This window comes from Catellatospora coxensis (assembly GCF_016862635.1).
In the GTDB taxonomy this organism is placed as follows: Bacteria; Actinomycetota; Actinomycetes; order Mycobacteriales; family Micromonosporaceae; genus Catellatospora; species Catellatospora coxensis.
In genome coordinates, this window is the sequence record NZ_BONI01000018.1 from 39952 (window position 1) to 54271 (window position 14320).

Annotated in this window: 14 protein-coding genes; 8 read left to right on the forward strand and 6 right to left on the reverse strand. The window is 72.2% G+C overall.

All coding sequences use genetic code 11. The features are described from left to right. Positions 1-14 precede the first annotated feature (14 nt). Together Cco03nite_RS12945 and Cco03nite_RS12950 are read right to left on the reverse strand one after the other, a co-directional pair. On the reverse strand, positions 15-1286 hold the full coding sequence (locus tag Cco03nite_RS12945) for an MFS transporter (protein ID WP_203692289.1): 1272 nt from the start codon (positions 1284-1286) through the stop codon (positions 15-17). A gap of 99 nt (positions 1287-1385) precedes the next feature. Beyond that, positions 1386-2057, reverse strand: a complete 672-nt coding sequence (locus tag Cco03nite_RS12950) for an acetoacetate decarboxylase family protein (RefSeq protein ID WP_203692290.1) — start codon at positions 2055-2057, stop codon at positions 1386-1388. 213 nt (positions 2058-2270) lie between these two features. Here Cco03nite_RS12950 and Cco03nite_RS12955 point away from each other — a divergent pair, with 213 nt between their 5' ends. Next, positions 2271-3170 carry an aminotransferase class IV gene (locus Cco03nite_RS12955; RefSeq protein ID WP_203692291.1) on the forward strand — a complete coding sequence of 300 codons (900 nt, stop codon included), beginning with the start codon at positions 2271-2273 and terminating at the stop codon, positions 3168-3170. A 39-nt stretch (positions 3171-3209) separates the two neighbouring features. Here the strand turns inward: Cco03nite_RS12955 and Cco03nite_RS12960 are convergent, their stop codons facing one another. Beyond that, the gene (locus tag Cco03nite_RS12960; protein ID WP_203692292.1) at positions 3210-3926 is read right to left on the reverse strand and encodes a sulfotransferase-like domain-containing protein; all 717 of its coding nucleotides are present in this window, start codon (positions 3924-3926) and stop codon (positions 3210-3212) included. 221 nt (positions 3927-4147) lie between these two features. Here Cco03nite_RS12960 and Cco03nite_RS12965 point away from each other — a divergent pair, with 221 nt between their 5' ends. Together Cco03nite_RS12965 and Cco03nite_RS12970 are read left to right on the forward strand one after the other, a co-directional pair. Next, a complete protein-coding gene (locus tag Cco03nite_RS12965; protein ID WP_203692293.1) occupies positions 4148-6631 on the forward strand; it encodes a DUF7617 domain-containing protein in 2484 nt (827 codons plus the stop codon). Between the two features lie 445 nt (positions 6632-7076). Continuing rightward, a complete protein-coding gene (locus Cco03nite_RS12970) occupies positions 7077-7865 on the forward strand; it encodes a hypothetical protein (RefSeq protein WP_203692294.1) in 789 nt (262 codons plus the stop codon). A gap of 91 nt (positions 7866-7956) precedes the next feature. Here Cco03nite_RS12970 and Cco03nite_RS12975 read toward each other — a convergent pair whose 3' ends face one another. Next, on the reverse strand, positions 7957-8442 hold the full coding sequence (locus Cco03nite_RS12975; protein ID WP_203692295.1) for a hypothetical protein: 486 nt from the start codon (positions 8440-8442) through the stop codon (positions 7957-7959). 68 nt (positions 8443-8510) lie between these two features. Continuing rightward, the gene (locus tag Cco03nite_RS12980) at positions 8511-9800 is read right to left on the reverse strand and encodes an aldehyde dehydrogenase family protein (RefSeq protein ID WP_239167336.1); all 1290 of its coding nucleotides are present in this window, start codon (positions 9798-9800) and stop codon (positions 8511-8513) included. Positions 9801-9872: 72 nt separating this feature from the next. On the opposite strand from Cco03nite_RS12980, the gene Cco03nite_RS12985 reads away from it, so the two are divergent. The 3 genes from Cco03nite_RS12985 (at position 9873) to Cco03nite_RS12995 (ending at position 11972) form a co-directional block, all read left to right on the forward strand. Next, on the forward strand, positions 9873-10325 hold the full coding sequence (locus Cco03nite_RS12985; protein ID WP_203692296.1) for a nuclear transport factor 2 family protein: 453 nt from the start codon (positions 9873-9875) through the stop codon (positions 10323-10325). Between the two features lie 106 nt (positions 10326-10431). Then, entirely contained in the window at positions 10432-11088 is a 657-nt protein-coding gene (locus tag Cco03nite_RS12990; RefSeq protein ID WP_203692297.1) for a chymotrypsin family serine protease, read from the forward strand. A 128-nt stretch (positions 11089-11216) separates the two neighbouring features. Further along, on the forward strand, positions 11217-11972 hold the full coding sequence (locus Cco03nite_RS12995; protein ID WP_203692298.1) for a class I SAM-dependent DNA methyltransferase: 756 nt from the start codon (positions 11217-11219) through the stop codon (positions 11970-11972). Positions 11973-12056: 84 nt separating this feature from the next. On the opposite strand, the gene Cco03nite_RS13000 is transcribed toward Cco03nite_RS12995, so the two are convergent. Beyond that, entirely contained in the window at positions 12057-12227 is a 171-nt protein-coding gene (locus tag Cco03nite_RS13000) for a hypothetical protein (protein ID WP_203692299.1), read from the reverse strand. A 221-nt stretch (positions 12228-12448) separates the two neighbouring features. On the opposite strand from Cco03nite_RS13000, the gene Cco03nite_RS13005 reads away from it, so the two are divergent. Both Cco03nite_RS13005 and Cco03nite_RS13010 read left to right on the forward strand, forming a co-directional pair. Next, positions 12449-13714 (forward strand): AI-2E family transporter, encoded by a 1266-nt coding sequence (locus Cco03nite_RS13005; RefSeq protein ID WP_203692300.1) that lies wholly within the window; start codon positions 12449-12451, stop codon positions 13712-13714. 36 nt (positions 13715-13750) lie between these two features. Then, complete coding sequence (locus Cco03nite_RS13010) at positions 13751-14311, forward strand: DUF4240 domain-containing protein (RefSeq protein ID WP_203692301.1); 561 nt, start codon at positions 13751-13753, stop codon at positions 14309-14311. Positions 14312-14320 lie beyond the last annotated feature (9 nt).

Below are 14320 nucleotides of genomic sequence, written 5' to 3' on the forward strand. Positions count from 1 at the left end.
CGGGGCCGCGCCCGTCAGGCGGCCGCCGTCACCGGCTCGTCGTCGGTCATCTCGCGCAGGCGGCGGATGCGGCTGGACCACACCACCGCCACGGCGGCGAACGCGGCCGCGCAGCCGACGGCCAGGCCGGCCCGCGGCTCGACCAGCTCGGCGACGGTGCCCGCGCACAGCGCGCCGACCGGGATGGCGCTCCACGACACGAAGCGCACCGACGCCATGACCCGCGACAGCAGCTCGGGCGGCGACGCCGTCTGCCGGTGGGTGCGGGTGACCACGGACAGCACGCATACGCCCGCGCCGAACCCGGCCAGGCCGAACCCGAAGACGTACGGCGCCCAGCCGCCCCGGGCCAGCGGCATCGCGAGCGCGAGCACTGCCGCACCGACCACGGCGAGCAGCACCGCACGAGCCCCGCCGAGTCTGCGGGCGAGCCGGGCCGTCAGCGCCGCCCCGACGACGGTGCCCAGCCCGTCGAGCGCGAGCACCAGTCCGACGGCCGACGGCGGCAGGCCCAGCGTGCGCACCAGGAACGTCGGGGTCGCGGCGAACACGGCCCCGTTGGCGAGGTTGACGGCCGTGGCGGCCAGGCACGAGGGCCGCATGACCGGGTGGCGGAAGACGAAGCGCATGCCCACGGCGATCTGCCGGAAGAAGGGTTCGGCCTGCGCGGGCCGGGCCGGTGCGCCCGGCGAGGGGATGCCCGCCAGCAGCACCGCCGACACCACGTACGTGAACGCGTCGACGACCAGCCCCGCGACCGCTCCCGCGGCCTGCACCAGCAGGCCGCCCGCGGCCGGGCCGGCCAGGTGGGTCGTCGCGGAGGTGCCCGACAGCAGCCCGTTGCGGGCGATGAGGTCCTCGCGGGACACGATACGCGGCAGGAAGGTGGCGTTGGCGACGTCGAACAGATTGCTCGCCAGCCCGACGAAGAAGGTCACGGCCAGCAGGTGCGCCAGCGTGAGAACGTCGAACCACGCCGCCACCGGCACCGTCAGCACCGCCACCGCGCGGAACGTGTCCATGGCGACCTGCAGGGCCTTGAGCTCGTACCGCTGCACGATGATGCCGGCGGGCAGCCCGATGAGGACCACCGCGGCGTATCCGGCTGCCGTGAGCAGGCCGACCTCGAAATTGGACGCACCGAGCACCGTCAGCGCGACCAGCGGCAGGGCCACGGTGGTGACCCCGGCTCCGAAAGTGCTGGTCGCCGAGGCCGCCCAGTATCGCCAGAAGGCGGCGTCGGCACGCACTCGCAACGGTTCGGCCGCATACGAATCACCGGTCATGGTCGTCCCTCCCCCGTTCAACCCGGAGCGAAGGCTACCGGCCGCACCGGTCGCTGTCCGGCCCGGACGATCGCGCGCGGGCCGGCAGCGCCGGTGGTGTCAGCTCAGGACGGTCTCGCCGCCCGGGTAGGCGAAGGACGCCCGCGGGGCGTAGAAGCCCCAGGTGATCTCCAGCGGGTTCGCCGGGCGCAGCGCGTACACCGCATGGGTCTTGTCCAGGAACTCCAGCTTCTCGACCTCGAAGTCGGCGACGGGCTCGGAGATGAACGGGTAGTTGCCCGCGACGAAGTCCCCGCCGACCTCTGTCAGGTAGCGCAGCTGGCCGCGGGCGGTCTCGCCGAGCTTGTGGCCGACCCGCACCGTGGTGCGGATGACGGGCACGCCGTCGGAGGTGGTCGTCGCCGTGAGCTTCTTACCGTGGATCTCGATGGTGGTGGTGCCGGCACTGGCCGGCACGCCCCGGGCGGAGGCGTAGTCGCGCACCACCGGGCTGGAGTTGAAGTAGTGGGTCCACCAGCGGCCCGGGGTGACGCCGTCGGGCGCGTACGCGTCCTCCAGGTCGGGGCCGATATAGGTGAGGGAGTACGCGCCGAAGCCGGAGGTCTGTTCCGGGGAGTCGACGACGTACTGGTTCATGAAGACCTGGCGGTTGGCCATGGGCTTCAAACCCGCCGGGACCAGTGCCGCGACCGCGTCGGGGTCGGCGGGCACCCAGCCGAAGTAGAGCATCCGGCTGTTCACGACGAGCTGAGGGGCTTGGAGCTGGGTCATCGAGAGCTCTCTCCTGGACGTTGCTGTGTGTAGCCAGCAAGCTACGAGCAGCTCGCCTCAGGCGGCAATCCAATATCGACCTTTGTCGACATCTTGACGGAACGGTGTTGTCATGCGTCACAGATCGACGGCACCGCCGAAGCGGTGGGTCCCCTCGACCCCCGGCCGGTGGACATGATCTCCTTGGAGCGTCGACTCCGGGAGGGTTCCGCCATGCTTCAGCGCTACGACCAGCGCAACGCCGACCTGAAGTACTGGGTCAACGGCGTGCTGCGCCACCGCGACGAGCCGGGGATCTCCCCGTTCGACTCCGTCGTGCAGGGCGGCGACGCGGTATGGGAGGGCCTGCGGCTCTACCAGGGCCGGGTCTTCGCCCTCGACGCCCACCTGGCCCGGCTGCGCCGCTCGGCGGCCGCGCTCGGCTTCGCGGCCGTGCCCTCCGACGCCGAGATCACCGCCGCGCTGACCGAGACGCTGCGCGCCAACGAGATGACCGACGGCGTGCACGTGCGGCTCACCCTGACCCGCGGCGTGAAGGTCACCAGCGGCATGGACCCGCGGCTCAACCAGTCCGGCTGCACGCTGATCGTGCTCGCCGAGCACAAGGCCCCGGTGTACGACACCGGTGGCCTGAAGCTGGCCACCTCCAGCGTGCGCCGCCCTGGCGCGGACGTGCTCGACCCGAAGATCCACCACAACAACCTGATCAACTCGATCCTGGCGAAGATGGAGGCCACCCTCGCCGGGGCCGACGACGCGCTGATGCTCGACGGGCGCGGCTTCGTCGCCGAGACCAACGCCACGCACCTGTTCGCGGTGATCCGCGGCCGGCTGGCGACCCCGCGCACCGTCGCCTGCCCCGAGGGCGTCACCCGGGAGACGGTGCTCGCGCTGGCCGCCGAGGCGGGCATCGACGTCGAGGTGCGCGACATCTCGCTCGCCGAGATGCACTCCGCCGACGAGGTGTTCTGCACCGGCACCATGGGCGAGATCGCCGGCGTGACGCTGATCGACGGGCGGACCATCGGCGACGGCGGGATCGGGCCGGTCACCAAGCGCATCGCCGACATCTACCGCACGCACGCGCGCGCCGCGGGCACCCAGGTCGTCTGACCCACGCCCGCCCGGCCGGTCACGCGCCGGCCGGGCGGCTCAGGCCGCGGCGGTCAGCCGGTGGGCGTGCAGCTCGTCGTAGTACGGCTGGGCGGCGTCGACCAGGTGGCGCAGGCGGTCGGGGACCACGGCCGGGGACGGGTCGTAGGCGGCGAAGCCGGTCGAGGACTCGACGTTGGCGTACCAGTGCGGCGCCCATACGCCGTCGGTGTCGCGCGGGCCGGACGGCCAGGTCAGCATCGCGGGGTCCCAGGCGATGCCCAGTGCCGCGCACAGTTTCGCCAGCACCCCGGCCGGGTCCCGGAGCAGGTCGGCGGCGTCGACCACCGGGCCGCCGTACGCGCGGAAGATCTCGGCCTGCTGGATGAAGCCTAGGTCGGCCAGGGTCGGCTCGCCGCGCACCTTCGCGTACGACGCCACCACGTGCGCCGGGTCGCGGATCAGGTACGCATTGGCCAGCTCGCCCAGCCACTCGCGGCCGATCTCCGGCAGCAGGTGGTGGGTCATGTGCTTCTGGTAGTACACGTCGATCCCGGACGGCAGCGGGCCGGTGAGCGCCGCGGCGACGTCCTGCCAGCGCCGGGGCTGGCTCGCCAGGATCTCGGCCCGGCCCGGGTGGTCCAGGCCGGTGACGTCGAGGTAGTGCGCGTACAGCGGCTCGTCCACGACCAGCGTGTCCGCCCGCGCGCCGAAGCTGCGCATGAGCGCCGTCGACACGTTGCGCGGCCCCGACCACATCGCCACCCGAGTCACCATCGCCGCCTCCTCGTCACGCAGCGTACCCGCAAATGATCACGTGTGGGCGGCGGACGCCACGCCGGACAGGACACTCGAAACGGTGAAGAGCGTGGCCATTCATGATCTCATTCATCAATCCACACATTTAAGCGGGTTACGGTCGGCGTCCATCATCTGGCGCAGCGTGACGGGCCACCGCCCGCGCCTGCGCCACGGTCTCCGTCGAGAGAGGCGTCACCGTGCGACGAACACAGCTCGGTACCCGTCCCATCCTGCTCCTGGCCGCCGCTTTGGCCCTGACCTTCGCGCCACCGGCGGTGGTGGCGGCGGCCGACCCGCCGCCGCTCGCACCGGGCACATTGGCCAAATCAGTGCAGAACGTCACCGATCCCGGTTCGAATCCCGCCGACCACGGCGACGTCGTCAACTGGGTGATGTCCTACGACGACCCCGGCGCGGGCGGCTCGGTGACGGTCACCGACCCGATCAGCGCGGGCCAGGCCCTGGTGCCCGGCTCGCTGAAGGTGCCGCCGGACTGGGTGAAGGCCTGGTCCACGGACGGGACGACGTTCTCGACCACCGAGCCGGCGTCCGGCGTGGTCGCGGTGCGTGCGACCAACCCCGACCTGCAGCCCGGCGGCACCAGCCTGACCCGGCTGCTGCTGCCGCCGGTGCAGCCCACCACCACCGCGACCGGCGGCGACGGGTTCACCCCGCTGCTGTACCGGTCGGCCAACGGCGCGGTCGAGTCGTGGAACATCTACCACCACCTCACCCCGCAGTTCCCGAAGGTGGTCTGCATCAACCTGCTCACCGCGCAGCCCTGCGCGGGCGGCCCGTGGCCGCGACCGCTGAACAGCACCGCCGGGCCGCTCGGCACCGGCAGCACCGGCGACCTGGGCAGCCCGATGGCCCCGCAGTTCGTCTTCGACCCGCAGCGGCCGGGCGTGGTCTACTACCCCGCCTACACCAGCGCCGCGCTCGGCGTCGGCTGCCTCGACCTGGACGCCCGCGCCAACTGCGGTTTCTTCCCGCTCACGCCCACCGGCGGCTCGCCGTCGAGCAGCAACAACATCGCCGGGCTCGCCGAGGTCGGCGGCAACGTGTACGCCGCGTCCACCAACGGCTCGGTGCTCTGCCTGACCATGGCCACGCAGACGCCGTGCGCCGGGCAGCCGTACGCCGGGATCGTCGCTCCCCACAGCGACACCCCGACCAGCCCCGGTGGCCTGAACTACTTCGGTTCCACCACGCTGGCCGACGGGAAGGTCTTCATCTCGTCCTCGCCGAGCAGCGGCGCGAAGCTGGCCTGCTTCGACCCGGCCACCAACAGTGCCTGCACGGGCTGGGCCGCGCCGAAGGCCGCCGGACCGGCGGGCCTGATCACCTACGGCGTGTTCACCACGTACACCACCACCGGTGACGAGGAGGGCGTGTGCGTGCCGCCGGCCGGCGGCGTGTACCAGCTGCACTGCTACACGGTCGCGGGCGCGACCCTGACCCCGCCCGCGTTCCCGGCGCTGCCCAACGGCGTGCTGACCTTCAACCCGAAGGTGATCACCGGGCCGGACGGGCACCTGCGCAGCTACTTCCCGTTCTGGGGCGGAGCGATCCTCGGCGCGACCGGCTGCTGGGACTGGGACACCGGCGCGGCCTGCGTCGGCATGACCTTCCCGAAGACCCACCCGGGTGTCGGCGGCAGCGGCAACACCCGTGACTACGGCTACGACTACGACGAGGCCGGCGAGTGCCTCATCGGGCTCGGTGACGCGGGTCTGCTGTTCTCGCTCGACCCGATCACCGGCGCGTCGCCGTGCTTCCGCGCGGGCGCGTCGCTCAACCTGACCGCGCCCGACTTCTACTGCGACGGAGCCTCCGGGCACATCACCGGATACCAGGACGCGCACCTGGTCGACATCGACATCGCCAACGTCGACCTGGCCAACTCCGCCGCGACCGTCAGCAAGCCGGACAACACGGTGATCGCGACCCTGCCGTTCGCGCCCGATGGCAGCGTCGACCTGTCCGGCATCTCGCCGAGCACGCATCCGGCGCTGGTCATCGAGGCCAGCCTGCGGCTGCTCAACGTCGACGACTTCGGCGGCGGCAACGAGCCGCACCTGGTCGCCGGCTTCGACGGCGACCCGCCGCAGATCTGCTTCCAGACCAAGCTGAGCAGCGACTGCGGCGTGTACTCCGTGTCCAACACCGCGACCGGCACCGACGCCGGGGGCGCGCTGACCTCCAACACCGTGCAGCAGCCCGTCAACCCGGGTGCGGCCTGCCAGCCGAACATCTCGATCAACAAGGAGATCTGCAAGGACACCCGCGCCTCGCGGTGCGGGCCGGGCGGCGCCGGGCCCTGGGGCAAGACCAGCCCGGCCGGGCTGCTCGGGCTCCTCGGCACGGCGTACTGGCGGATCACGGTGACCAACACCGGCCCGGTCGACGCGGTGGGGGTGACCGTGAACGACGCGGTCGCGCCGGGCTGCGTCACCGCGGGCGGCACGTTCACCCTGGCCGCCGGGGCGAGCAAGCAGATCCACTGCTCGACGTTCCTGCTGCTGCTGCCGCTGACCAACACGGCCAGCGTCAACTACAGCGCGGCAGGCGCGCCGCAGGGCACACCACCGAGCACGTCCGGCACGTCGTCGGCGACGGCCTGCTCGCTGCTGTGCATCCTCGGCTCCCCCGACCGGGCCGCGGAGCTGCGCGAACGCTGATCCCGTCGCTGCTCGCCACCGGTGGTCTCCCGGGGTGAGCAGCGCGGACACGGCCCGCAGTCGCGAGTCGCGGCACCCGTCCGGGTGCCGCGACTCCTTTGTGGGACAGATCACCAGGACTGCCCTGTTTCCGTCCCCGCGGGCAGTCGCCCACTGTCGACCGATCAACCCGTCAAGGGTCCCGGTGCCGCCGAGGATCGCCCGGCGCGTTGCGCTCGTACTCCCCTGAACAGAAGGGCCGAATCGGAGGCAGAGGCGGCCCATCGAGAGCCAGGGCGGCGTGCTCGAAGGCGTACGCGACGCCGGGCACGTCCGGGTACGCCGTTACTGGATCGACCTGGATCGCTGAGCTCGCCCTCCCCGCCCGCAACGCCCGCGGTGGCCGCCGTCACGGGCGCGGCCGGGGGTCAGCGCGAGTGGCGTCCGCGCGCTACCTTCACCGGCCATGAGATCACGCTTGCTGATCGCCGGGGCGCTCACCGGCGCACTGCTGACCATGGCCTGCTCCGTCAGATGGAACACCGGCGACGAGGGCGTCGCACCCTCGCCGGCCCCTGTCGTCAGCGCCGACGCCGCGACGACCGCGTCGGTGGTCGACCTGCTGCGCAAGGGCACGAAGTTCATCGACGAGACCAGCTTCCGGACCGATGTCGACATCTCCGGCGGGCAGGTCACCACCCGCTCGCACCGGGACAACCCGCGAAAGCGCGGCGACGCCCTGATCTCGTTCGCGGGCAAGGACACCGAGATCAGAATGGTCGACGAGGCCGTGTACATGAAGTCGGAGCAGCTCAAGGGTGTCGGCGACGGCTGGCTGAGCCTCGACCCGGCCAAGGTTCCGGCGAGCTTCGAGTTGACCTTCGCCGCGGGCAAGAACGATCCGGGCGGTTCCGCCCGGCTGCTCAACGCCATCGTCACGGCCGAAATCGACAAGACCGTGACCAGCGGAACCGAGATCAACGGCACCATGGATCTCAGCAAGGTCGGTAGCGGCAACGGCATCAGCTTCCGGCTCACGCGAGGCCAGGACTTCCCCGAGGCCATGAAGCACCACCCGTTCAGCGCCTCGCTGGACGCCCAGGGCCGGCTGATCAGGTTCATGATCCCCGCGTCGGGCGGGGCGCCGAGCGCCTCGCTGCGATACAGCGACTTCGGCGCCCCGGTCGCCGTGTCGCCGCCGACGGGCGCGACGCGCGCACCCGACGCCCTCTACGCCCAGCTCGGCCTGCAGTAGCCCTCGACGGCCGCCGTCGGCTGTCAGGAAGGGCATCTTCCTATACGCGGAGCGATAAGAAGATGCCCTCCCTTTGCTCTTCGCGGGGTTGTCAGGAGGCTGTGGGGCACTGGGCGAGCTCGGAGTGGTCGTATGTCCAGAATCCGAAGAACCCCGAACTCTCCCACCGGTACACATGCCAGTACCGATAGTCGGACTCGACCGGGAACGGAAGGCCCGGAAGGAGCGCGGCCCGCTCCCCGACGTACCGATACTGGCTGGTCGTGGTCGTGCCGCAGCGGTCGCCGCCGGTGGCGGTGATCGTCAGGTCGGCCGACGAGGCGATCGCGCCACCACTGCACCGCACGACGTAGCTACGCTGGTAGTAATCCGTGGTGGCCCCCACCACCTGCCAGTAGCGGTAGCTGCCCACCGTTCCGACGAGCCAGAACGTCTTCGGCACCCCGTTGACATAACGGCTGTAACTGCCCGCTGCGGAGCAGGCGAGGTCGTCCGGGGCGGCGTTTGCCACGGCCGGGGCGACGAGCACGGATGCCAGCGCCGCGACGGCGGCGACGAGTGCGAATCGGAGTCTCATGCCCTGGGACGGTAAGACCGTCCGCGCCCCGAGACGCGCCGGCGACGCCATCCCGACACGTGGACGGGCTAGGGCAGCAGGTCGGCCGGCAGCCCCTGCAACGCCACCGGGCGGCGGAAACGTTCGACCGCCTCGGTGCCGACCGAGGTGGACCACGAGGCCGACGTCGCCGGCCACGGCCCGCCGTGCTGCATCGCGTCGCAGACCGCGACGCCGGTGGGCACGCCGTTCCAGACGATGCGCCCGGCCCGCGCCAGCAGGCCCGGCAGCAGCGTACGGGCCGCATCCCGGTCGCCGTCCCCGGCGTACACCGAGGCGGTCAGCGAACCCTCCAACCGCGACGGCACCTGCTCGGCCGCACCGACGGCGATGACCACCGACGGCCCGAAGTGCTCCTCGAGCAACTCCCCGGCCAGCTCGTCCACGCCCACGACCACCGCGAACGGCACGGGCGAGCCGGTGCCCGCGACGACCCGGTGCGCCGCGGCCGCCCGCGCCTGCCAGCTCTCATGCGCCTGCGCCATGCCCGCCGTCAGCATCCGGTGCACCGGCACCGCCGCGACGGCCTGCGCCAACTCGTCCGCGAACGCCGCGGACCCCGTCACGACCAGGCCCGGTTTGGTGCACAGCTGGCCCGCGGAGCCGGTGACCGCCGTGGCCAGCGCGGACACGGTCGCCGGGACGGCCGCGCCGGGAAGCACCAGCACCGGGTTGAGCGAACCCATCTCGGCGTACACCGGAATCGGGTCGGGTCGCGCCGCCGCCGCGTCCATCAGCGCCCGGCCGCCGGTCAGCGACCCGGTGAAGCCGACCGCCCGGATCCCGGGCGCGCGCACCAGTTCGAGCGACACCTCCGGTCCACCCACGACCAGCGAGAACGCGCCGTCGGGCAGGGCGCGGGCGAGGATGCGCCCGAGCAGCTCGCCGGTACGCGGCTGCGCCGGATGCGCCTTGACCACCACCGGGCACCCGGCGGCCAGCGCCGACGCGGTGTCGCCGCCGCTCACGCCGAACGCGAGCGGGAAGTTCGACGCCGCGAACACCGCGACCGGCCCGACCGGAACCGGCACGGTCACCACGTCACCACCGCCGGCGGCGACCCCGGCCGACACCCGCCGCCACGGCTTGGCCGCATGGTCGCCGAGCAGCCGCAGCTGGCCGGTCGTGCGGTCCAGCTCGGCGCGCAGCCGGGCCTCGGTCAGGCCGGTCTCCGCCAGCGCGGTCGCGATGATCTCGTCGCCCGCCGCGGCGAGCGCGTCCGCGCACGCGTGCAGCATGGCGCGGCGCGACCGGCCGCCCAGCGAAGCCAGAGCCGGTGCGGCCCCGACCGCCTGCGACACTGCGGTGGACACGTTCACGAGCGGATCTCCTTAACGTCTCCGGACATGCCGTCCCTGCGAGTGGTGCACCGACAAGTTAGCGTCCACATCATGATCGCCGACACTCCCGAAACAACCGACCCGGACCGCGCCGCGATCGCGGAGATCGTGCGCGCGTTCTTCGCCGCCTTCGTCTCCGGCCCGGACGGCACGGCCCGCCTCGACGCGCTGCGCTGCCTGTTCCTGCCCGGCGCGGTCATCGTGAAGACCTGCGGCGGCGAGCCGACCGTGTACGACGCCGACGGCTTCATCGCACCCCGCCAGGCGCTGCTGGCGGGCGGGGCGCTGACCGACTTCCGGGAGTGGGAGCTGTCCGGGCGCACCGAGGTCTTCGGGGACATCGCCCAGCACTTCTGCTCGTACGCCAAGTCCGGCGTGCAGGACGGGACGCCCTTCACCGGCCGGGGTATGAAGACGATGCAGCTCGTCCGTACCTCCGCCGGCTGGCGGATCAGCGCCGCCGCCTGGGACGACGAGCGGGAAGGCCTGGTCGTCACCGCCTGACGCCGCTGTTGCCTGCCCGACAGTCGCAAGCACGACGTGCGGTGGCACGGGATCTCCGGCCCGGACATGGTGAGGGCTCGATTTCCTTTGCCCGAGGAGTACACGAATGGTGCGATGGAAGCAGGCCGCCCTCAGCGCGTGCGCGCTCGGCCTGGCCGTGGCGCTGCTGCCGCCGGGGTCCGCCGCCGCGCGGCCCACGGCCGACGCGAGTCCCGCCGGAGTCGACTGGTTCGCCGACGAGGCGGCCGGGTTCGCCAAGGAGCGCGGCATCTCCGAGGCCGAGGCCCGCGAGCGCATGGCCTGGCAGCTGGTGGCCCCGGACCTCGACGAGCGGTTGCAGACCGACCTCGGCGCGCGCTACGGCGCGGTCTGGATCGACGTGCGCGACGGCGACCGGGTGAAGGTCGGCGTCACCGGTGTGGTCGACGGGCCCGCGCAGTCCGCCGTCAAGGCCGCCGCGCAGGCGGTGGGCCTGACCGGCGGCTACGACCTGGTGTCCGTCAAGCGCTCGGCGGCCCGCCTGGCCGCCGACAACGACTGGCTCGGCGAGGAGCTCGGCCTCACCGCCAATCTCGGCGGGCTGTCCATGCGCAACCTGGGCCGCACCTCCAACTGCAGCAAGCCCGGCGACAGCGGCGCGCCGATGTTCGCCAGCCACGTCGCGTACGGCATCCTGGTCGGCGGCGTCGAGGACGACTGCGACACCGTCTACCAGGGCATCCGCACCGCCGAACGCGAACTGAACGTCAACATCCTGCACTGACCGGCCGGGGCGGCGCGCACGTCGGCGACGGCGTACGCGCCGCCCCGCGTTTCGGGCCGCGGACACGCCGTCCGGGTGGCGACGTAAATGGCTGGCACGAGCGTGTCGAGGTGGGCAGGCTCGTGCTCATGACGAGTAGTGATCTTTGGGACGAAGACACCGCGGCGCGATACGACGAGACCTCCGCCGAGATGTTCACACCTGACCTGCTTGATTCGACCGTGGACTTCCTCGCCCGGCTGGCCGGGGACGGTCCGGCGCTGGAGTTCGCGATCGGGACCGGGCGGGTGGCGGTGCCGCTCGCGGCCCGTGGCGTGCACGTCAGCGGGATCGAGCTGTCGCAGCCGATGGTGGACCAGTTACGGCGCAAGGTCTCGGCCGCGGAGGTGCCGGTCGCGGTCGGCGACATGGCAACCACCACCGTGGCCGGCGAGTACTTCTCGCTCGTGTACGTGGTGTGGAACAGCATCGGCAACGTCCGTACCCAGGACGAGCAGGTGGAATGCTTCCGCAACGCCGCGCGGCACCTGGCGCCGGGCGGCCGGTTCGTGATCGAGCTGTGGATCCCGGGCATCCGGCGGATGCCGCCCGGCCAGTCGGCGGTGCCGTTCTCGATCAGCGACCGGCACGTCGGCTTCGACACGTACGACATGGTCACCCAGCAGGGCACCTCGCACCACTACCGGCGGCTCGACGACGGCAGCACCCGGTACGGCGCGAGCAACTTCCGCTACATCTGGCCCGCCGAGTGCGACCTGATGGCCCGGCTGGCCGGCCTGGAACTCGAACAGCGGGTGGCGGACTGGCACGGCGCCCCGTTCACCTCCGACAGCGAGAGCCACATCTCGGTCTGGCGCAAACCCCCGACCACCCCCGCCAGCTGACCGTCATGGCACAACCGTGGATCTAGAAGAGTTGTGGTCGCTCCCGCGACGACAACTCTTCTAGATCCACGCCAGGGCGTGAGGTCAGGCGGTGGGGCGGGGGTCCGTGGAGCCGGGCACGGCGAAGGGGTCGATGACGACCGGGCGGGACGCGGCGGCGTCGCGGTTCTCGGGGCGGGGCTCTTCCGGCGCGCTGAAGACGAGGGCGGCCGGCGGCGTGCGCCGAGCGGGGTTGTGGGCTGAGGCAGCGGACAACGCGGGCTCCAAGTGGCACAACGGGACGGCACCCGAGGTCCGGGCGCCTGGCGACGACGGTACCCGGCAGAGGCGACATATAACAGCGAGTAACGAAAACCTCTTGGCCGGCGAGCACCGGTTTGCCGTCCCCGGCCCCGGGTATCCGCAGACCTGCCGGTCCCGGCCCCGTCATCCGGTACCCGGCACTCATCCCTCGCGCCGCAGCCCGGAGGCCCGCCATGTCGCCGCCCGAACCCGCCACCGCCCCGCCGGCACCCGCGATCGAGGCAGCCCGGTGGCGGTCCGGCCTGCGGGCGGCCCGGCAGCGGCTCGAATCGGCCCGTGCGCCCGGACCCCTGTGGGTGCCCGCCGACACCGACCCGCCGGACGCCGCGGACGAGCCGCACGAGGACGCCGACCACGCCGTCGCGTACTGGCTGCGGGTCGCGGCCGCGTGGGGCTGGCGCTTCCTGGTGCTGGCCGGGGTCGGCTGGGTGCTGCTGTCGCTGGCCGGGCGGCTCGCCCAGGTGCTGGTGCCGCTGGCCATCGCGCTGCTGCTGGCGGCGCTGCTGGCGCCGGCGGTGCGGGTGCTGCACGAGCGGCTGCGGCTGCCCGCCTCGGTGGCCACCGCGATCGTGCTGTTCGGCGGGGTGCTGCTGACGGCCGGCTTCCTCGCCCTGCTGGTCACGCAGCTCATCGACGGCATGCCGGGCCTGGCCGAGAACGCCTCCGCGGGCCTGCAGCAGGTCCGCGAGTGGCTGCGCACCGGCCCGCTGCACCTGTCGACCCGCCAGCTCGACGGCACCTTCGACGCGGCCGGGGCGTGGGTCGCCGACAACCGCCAGAACCTGACCAGCGGTCTGTTCGCCACGGCGGGCATGGGGTTCGAGGTGCTGATCACGGCGATGCTCATCGTCGTCGTGACGTTCTTCTTCCTGCGGGACGGGCGCAGGTTGTGGCACCTGTCGATGATCGCGCTGCCGCGCCGGGCGCGCCGCCGGGTGCTGGAGGCCGGCGACGCCGGGTGGCTGACCCTGGTCGCGTACGTGCGCGCCACGGTGATCGTCGCGTTCATCGACGCCGTCGGCATCGGGCTGGCGCTGGTGCTGCTGCGGGTCGAGTTCGCGTTCCTGCTGGCGGCGCTGGTGTTCCTGGCGTCGTTCATCCCGATCGTCGGGGCGACGGTCTCCGGGGCGGTGGCGGTGCTCGTCGCGCTGGTCGACGAGGGGCCGCTGACGGCGCTGATCGTGCTCGCGGCGGTCATCGTGGTGCAGCAGGTCGAGGGGCACGTGCTGCAACCGCTGATCATGGGCCGGGCGGTCGCGATCCACCCGCTGGCGGTGATCGTCGCGCTCGCCGCCGGGGTCGCCGTCGCCGGGATCATCGGCGCGCTGGTCGCGGTGCCGCTGGTCGCGGTCCTCAACACCGCGCTGCGCCACCTGACCCACTACCAGCCTCCACCCGCCCCGGAGGCGGTCGTGGTCAGCGCCGACCCGGCGCCCTGAGCGTTCCGTGTCGGGGTGCGTCGCCATAATCCGCGCGTGGATCTGGACGGATGCTGGGCGCTGATCGAGTCGGTGCGCGCCGACGTGAACCCTTCGTGGGACGACATGGATTGGAGGTTCGGGGAGGCGATGATCGAACGGCTCGCCGCCCTGCCGCCCGCTGACATCGTGGTCTTTCAGTACTTCTTCGACGGCCTGCGGTTCCAGGTGCACTCCGATCGCGTCTGGCAGGCGGCCCGCCTGATCCAGGACGGCTGCGGCGACGACTCGTTCAGCCGCTTCTGCGCCGGGCTGATCAGCCTGGGCCCGGAATGGTACGGGCGCATCGCCGCCGACGCCGACGCGCTGGCCGAGCACCCGGCGGTCCGGGGAATCGCCGCGGGCACGGTCGACCGGTACGCGCTGCAGATGGAGACGTTCGAGTTCAGCGCCTATGAGGCGTACGAGCAGGCCACCGGCATCGAGGACGGGTTGTGGACGGCCGCGGACGACTACACGCCCGGCGAGCCGTACCCGTGGACGGCGCCGACCGACAGCAGCCGGCGCCTGCCGCGCCTGGAGGCGCTGTTCCCCGAGAGCGCCGCGTTCTTCCGCTGAGAGCACGCC

What these genes read in the sequence shown, in the direction of transcription:
- Cco03nite_RS12945 (WP_203692289.1), bottom strand. Translation starts at nt 1,286, where the DNA reads ATGACCGGTGATTCGTATGCGGCCGAACCGTTGCGAGTGCGTGCCGAC.
- Cco03nite_RS12950 (WP_203692290.1), bottom strand. Translation starts at nt 2,057, where the DNA reads ATGACCCAGCTCCAAGCCCCTCAGCTCGTCGTGAACAGCCGGATGCTC.
- Cco03nite_RS12955 (WP_203692291.1), top strand. Translation starts at nt 2,271, where the DNA reads ATGCTTCAGCGCTACGACCAGCGCAACGCCGACCTGAAGTACTGGGTC.
- Cco03nite_RS12960 (WP_203692292.1), bottom strand. Translation starts at nt 3,926, where the DNA reads ATGGTGACTCGGGTGGCGATGTGGTCGGGGCCGCGCAACGTGTCGACG.
- Cco03nite_RS12970 (WP_203692294.1), top strand. Translation starts at nt 7,077, where the DNA reads ATGAGATCACGCTTGCTGATCGCCGGGGCGCTCACCGGCGCACTGCTG.
- Cco03nite_RS12975 (WP_203692295.1), bottom strand. Translation starts at nt 8,442, where the DNA reads ATGAGACTCCGATTCGCACTCGTCGCCGCCGTCGCGGCGCTGGCATCC.
- Cco03nite_RS12985 (WP_203692296.1), top strand. Translation starts at nt 9,873, where the DNA reads ATGATCGCCGACACTCCCGAAACAACCGACCCGGACCGCGCCGCGATC.
- Cco03nite_RS12990 (WP_203692297.1), top strand. Translation starts at nt 10,432, where the DNA reads ATGGTGCGATGGAAGCAGGCCGCCCTCAGCGCGTGCGCGCTCGGCCTG.
- Cco03nite_RS12995 (WP_203692298.1), top strand. Translation starts at nt 11,217, where the DNA reads ATGACGAGTAGTGATCTTTGGGACGAAGACACCGCGGCGCGATACGAC.
- Cco03nite_RS13005 (WP_203692300.1), top strand. Translation starts at nt 12,449, where the DNA reads ATGTCGCCGCCCGAACCCGCCACCGCCCCGCCGGCACCCGCGATCGAG.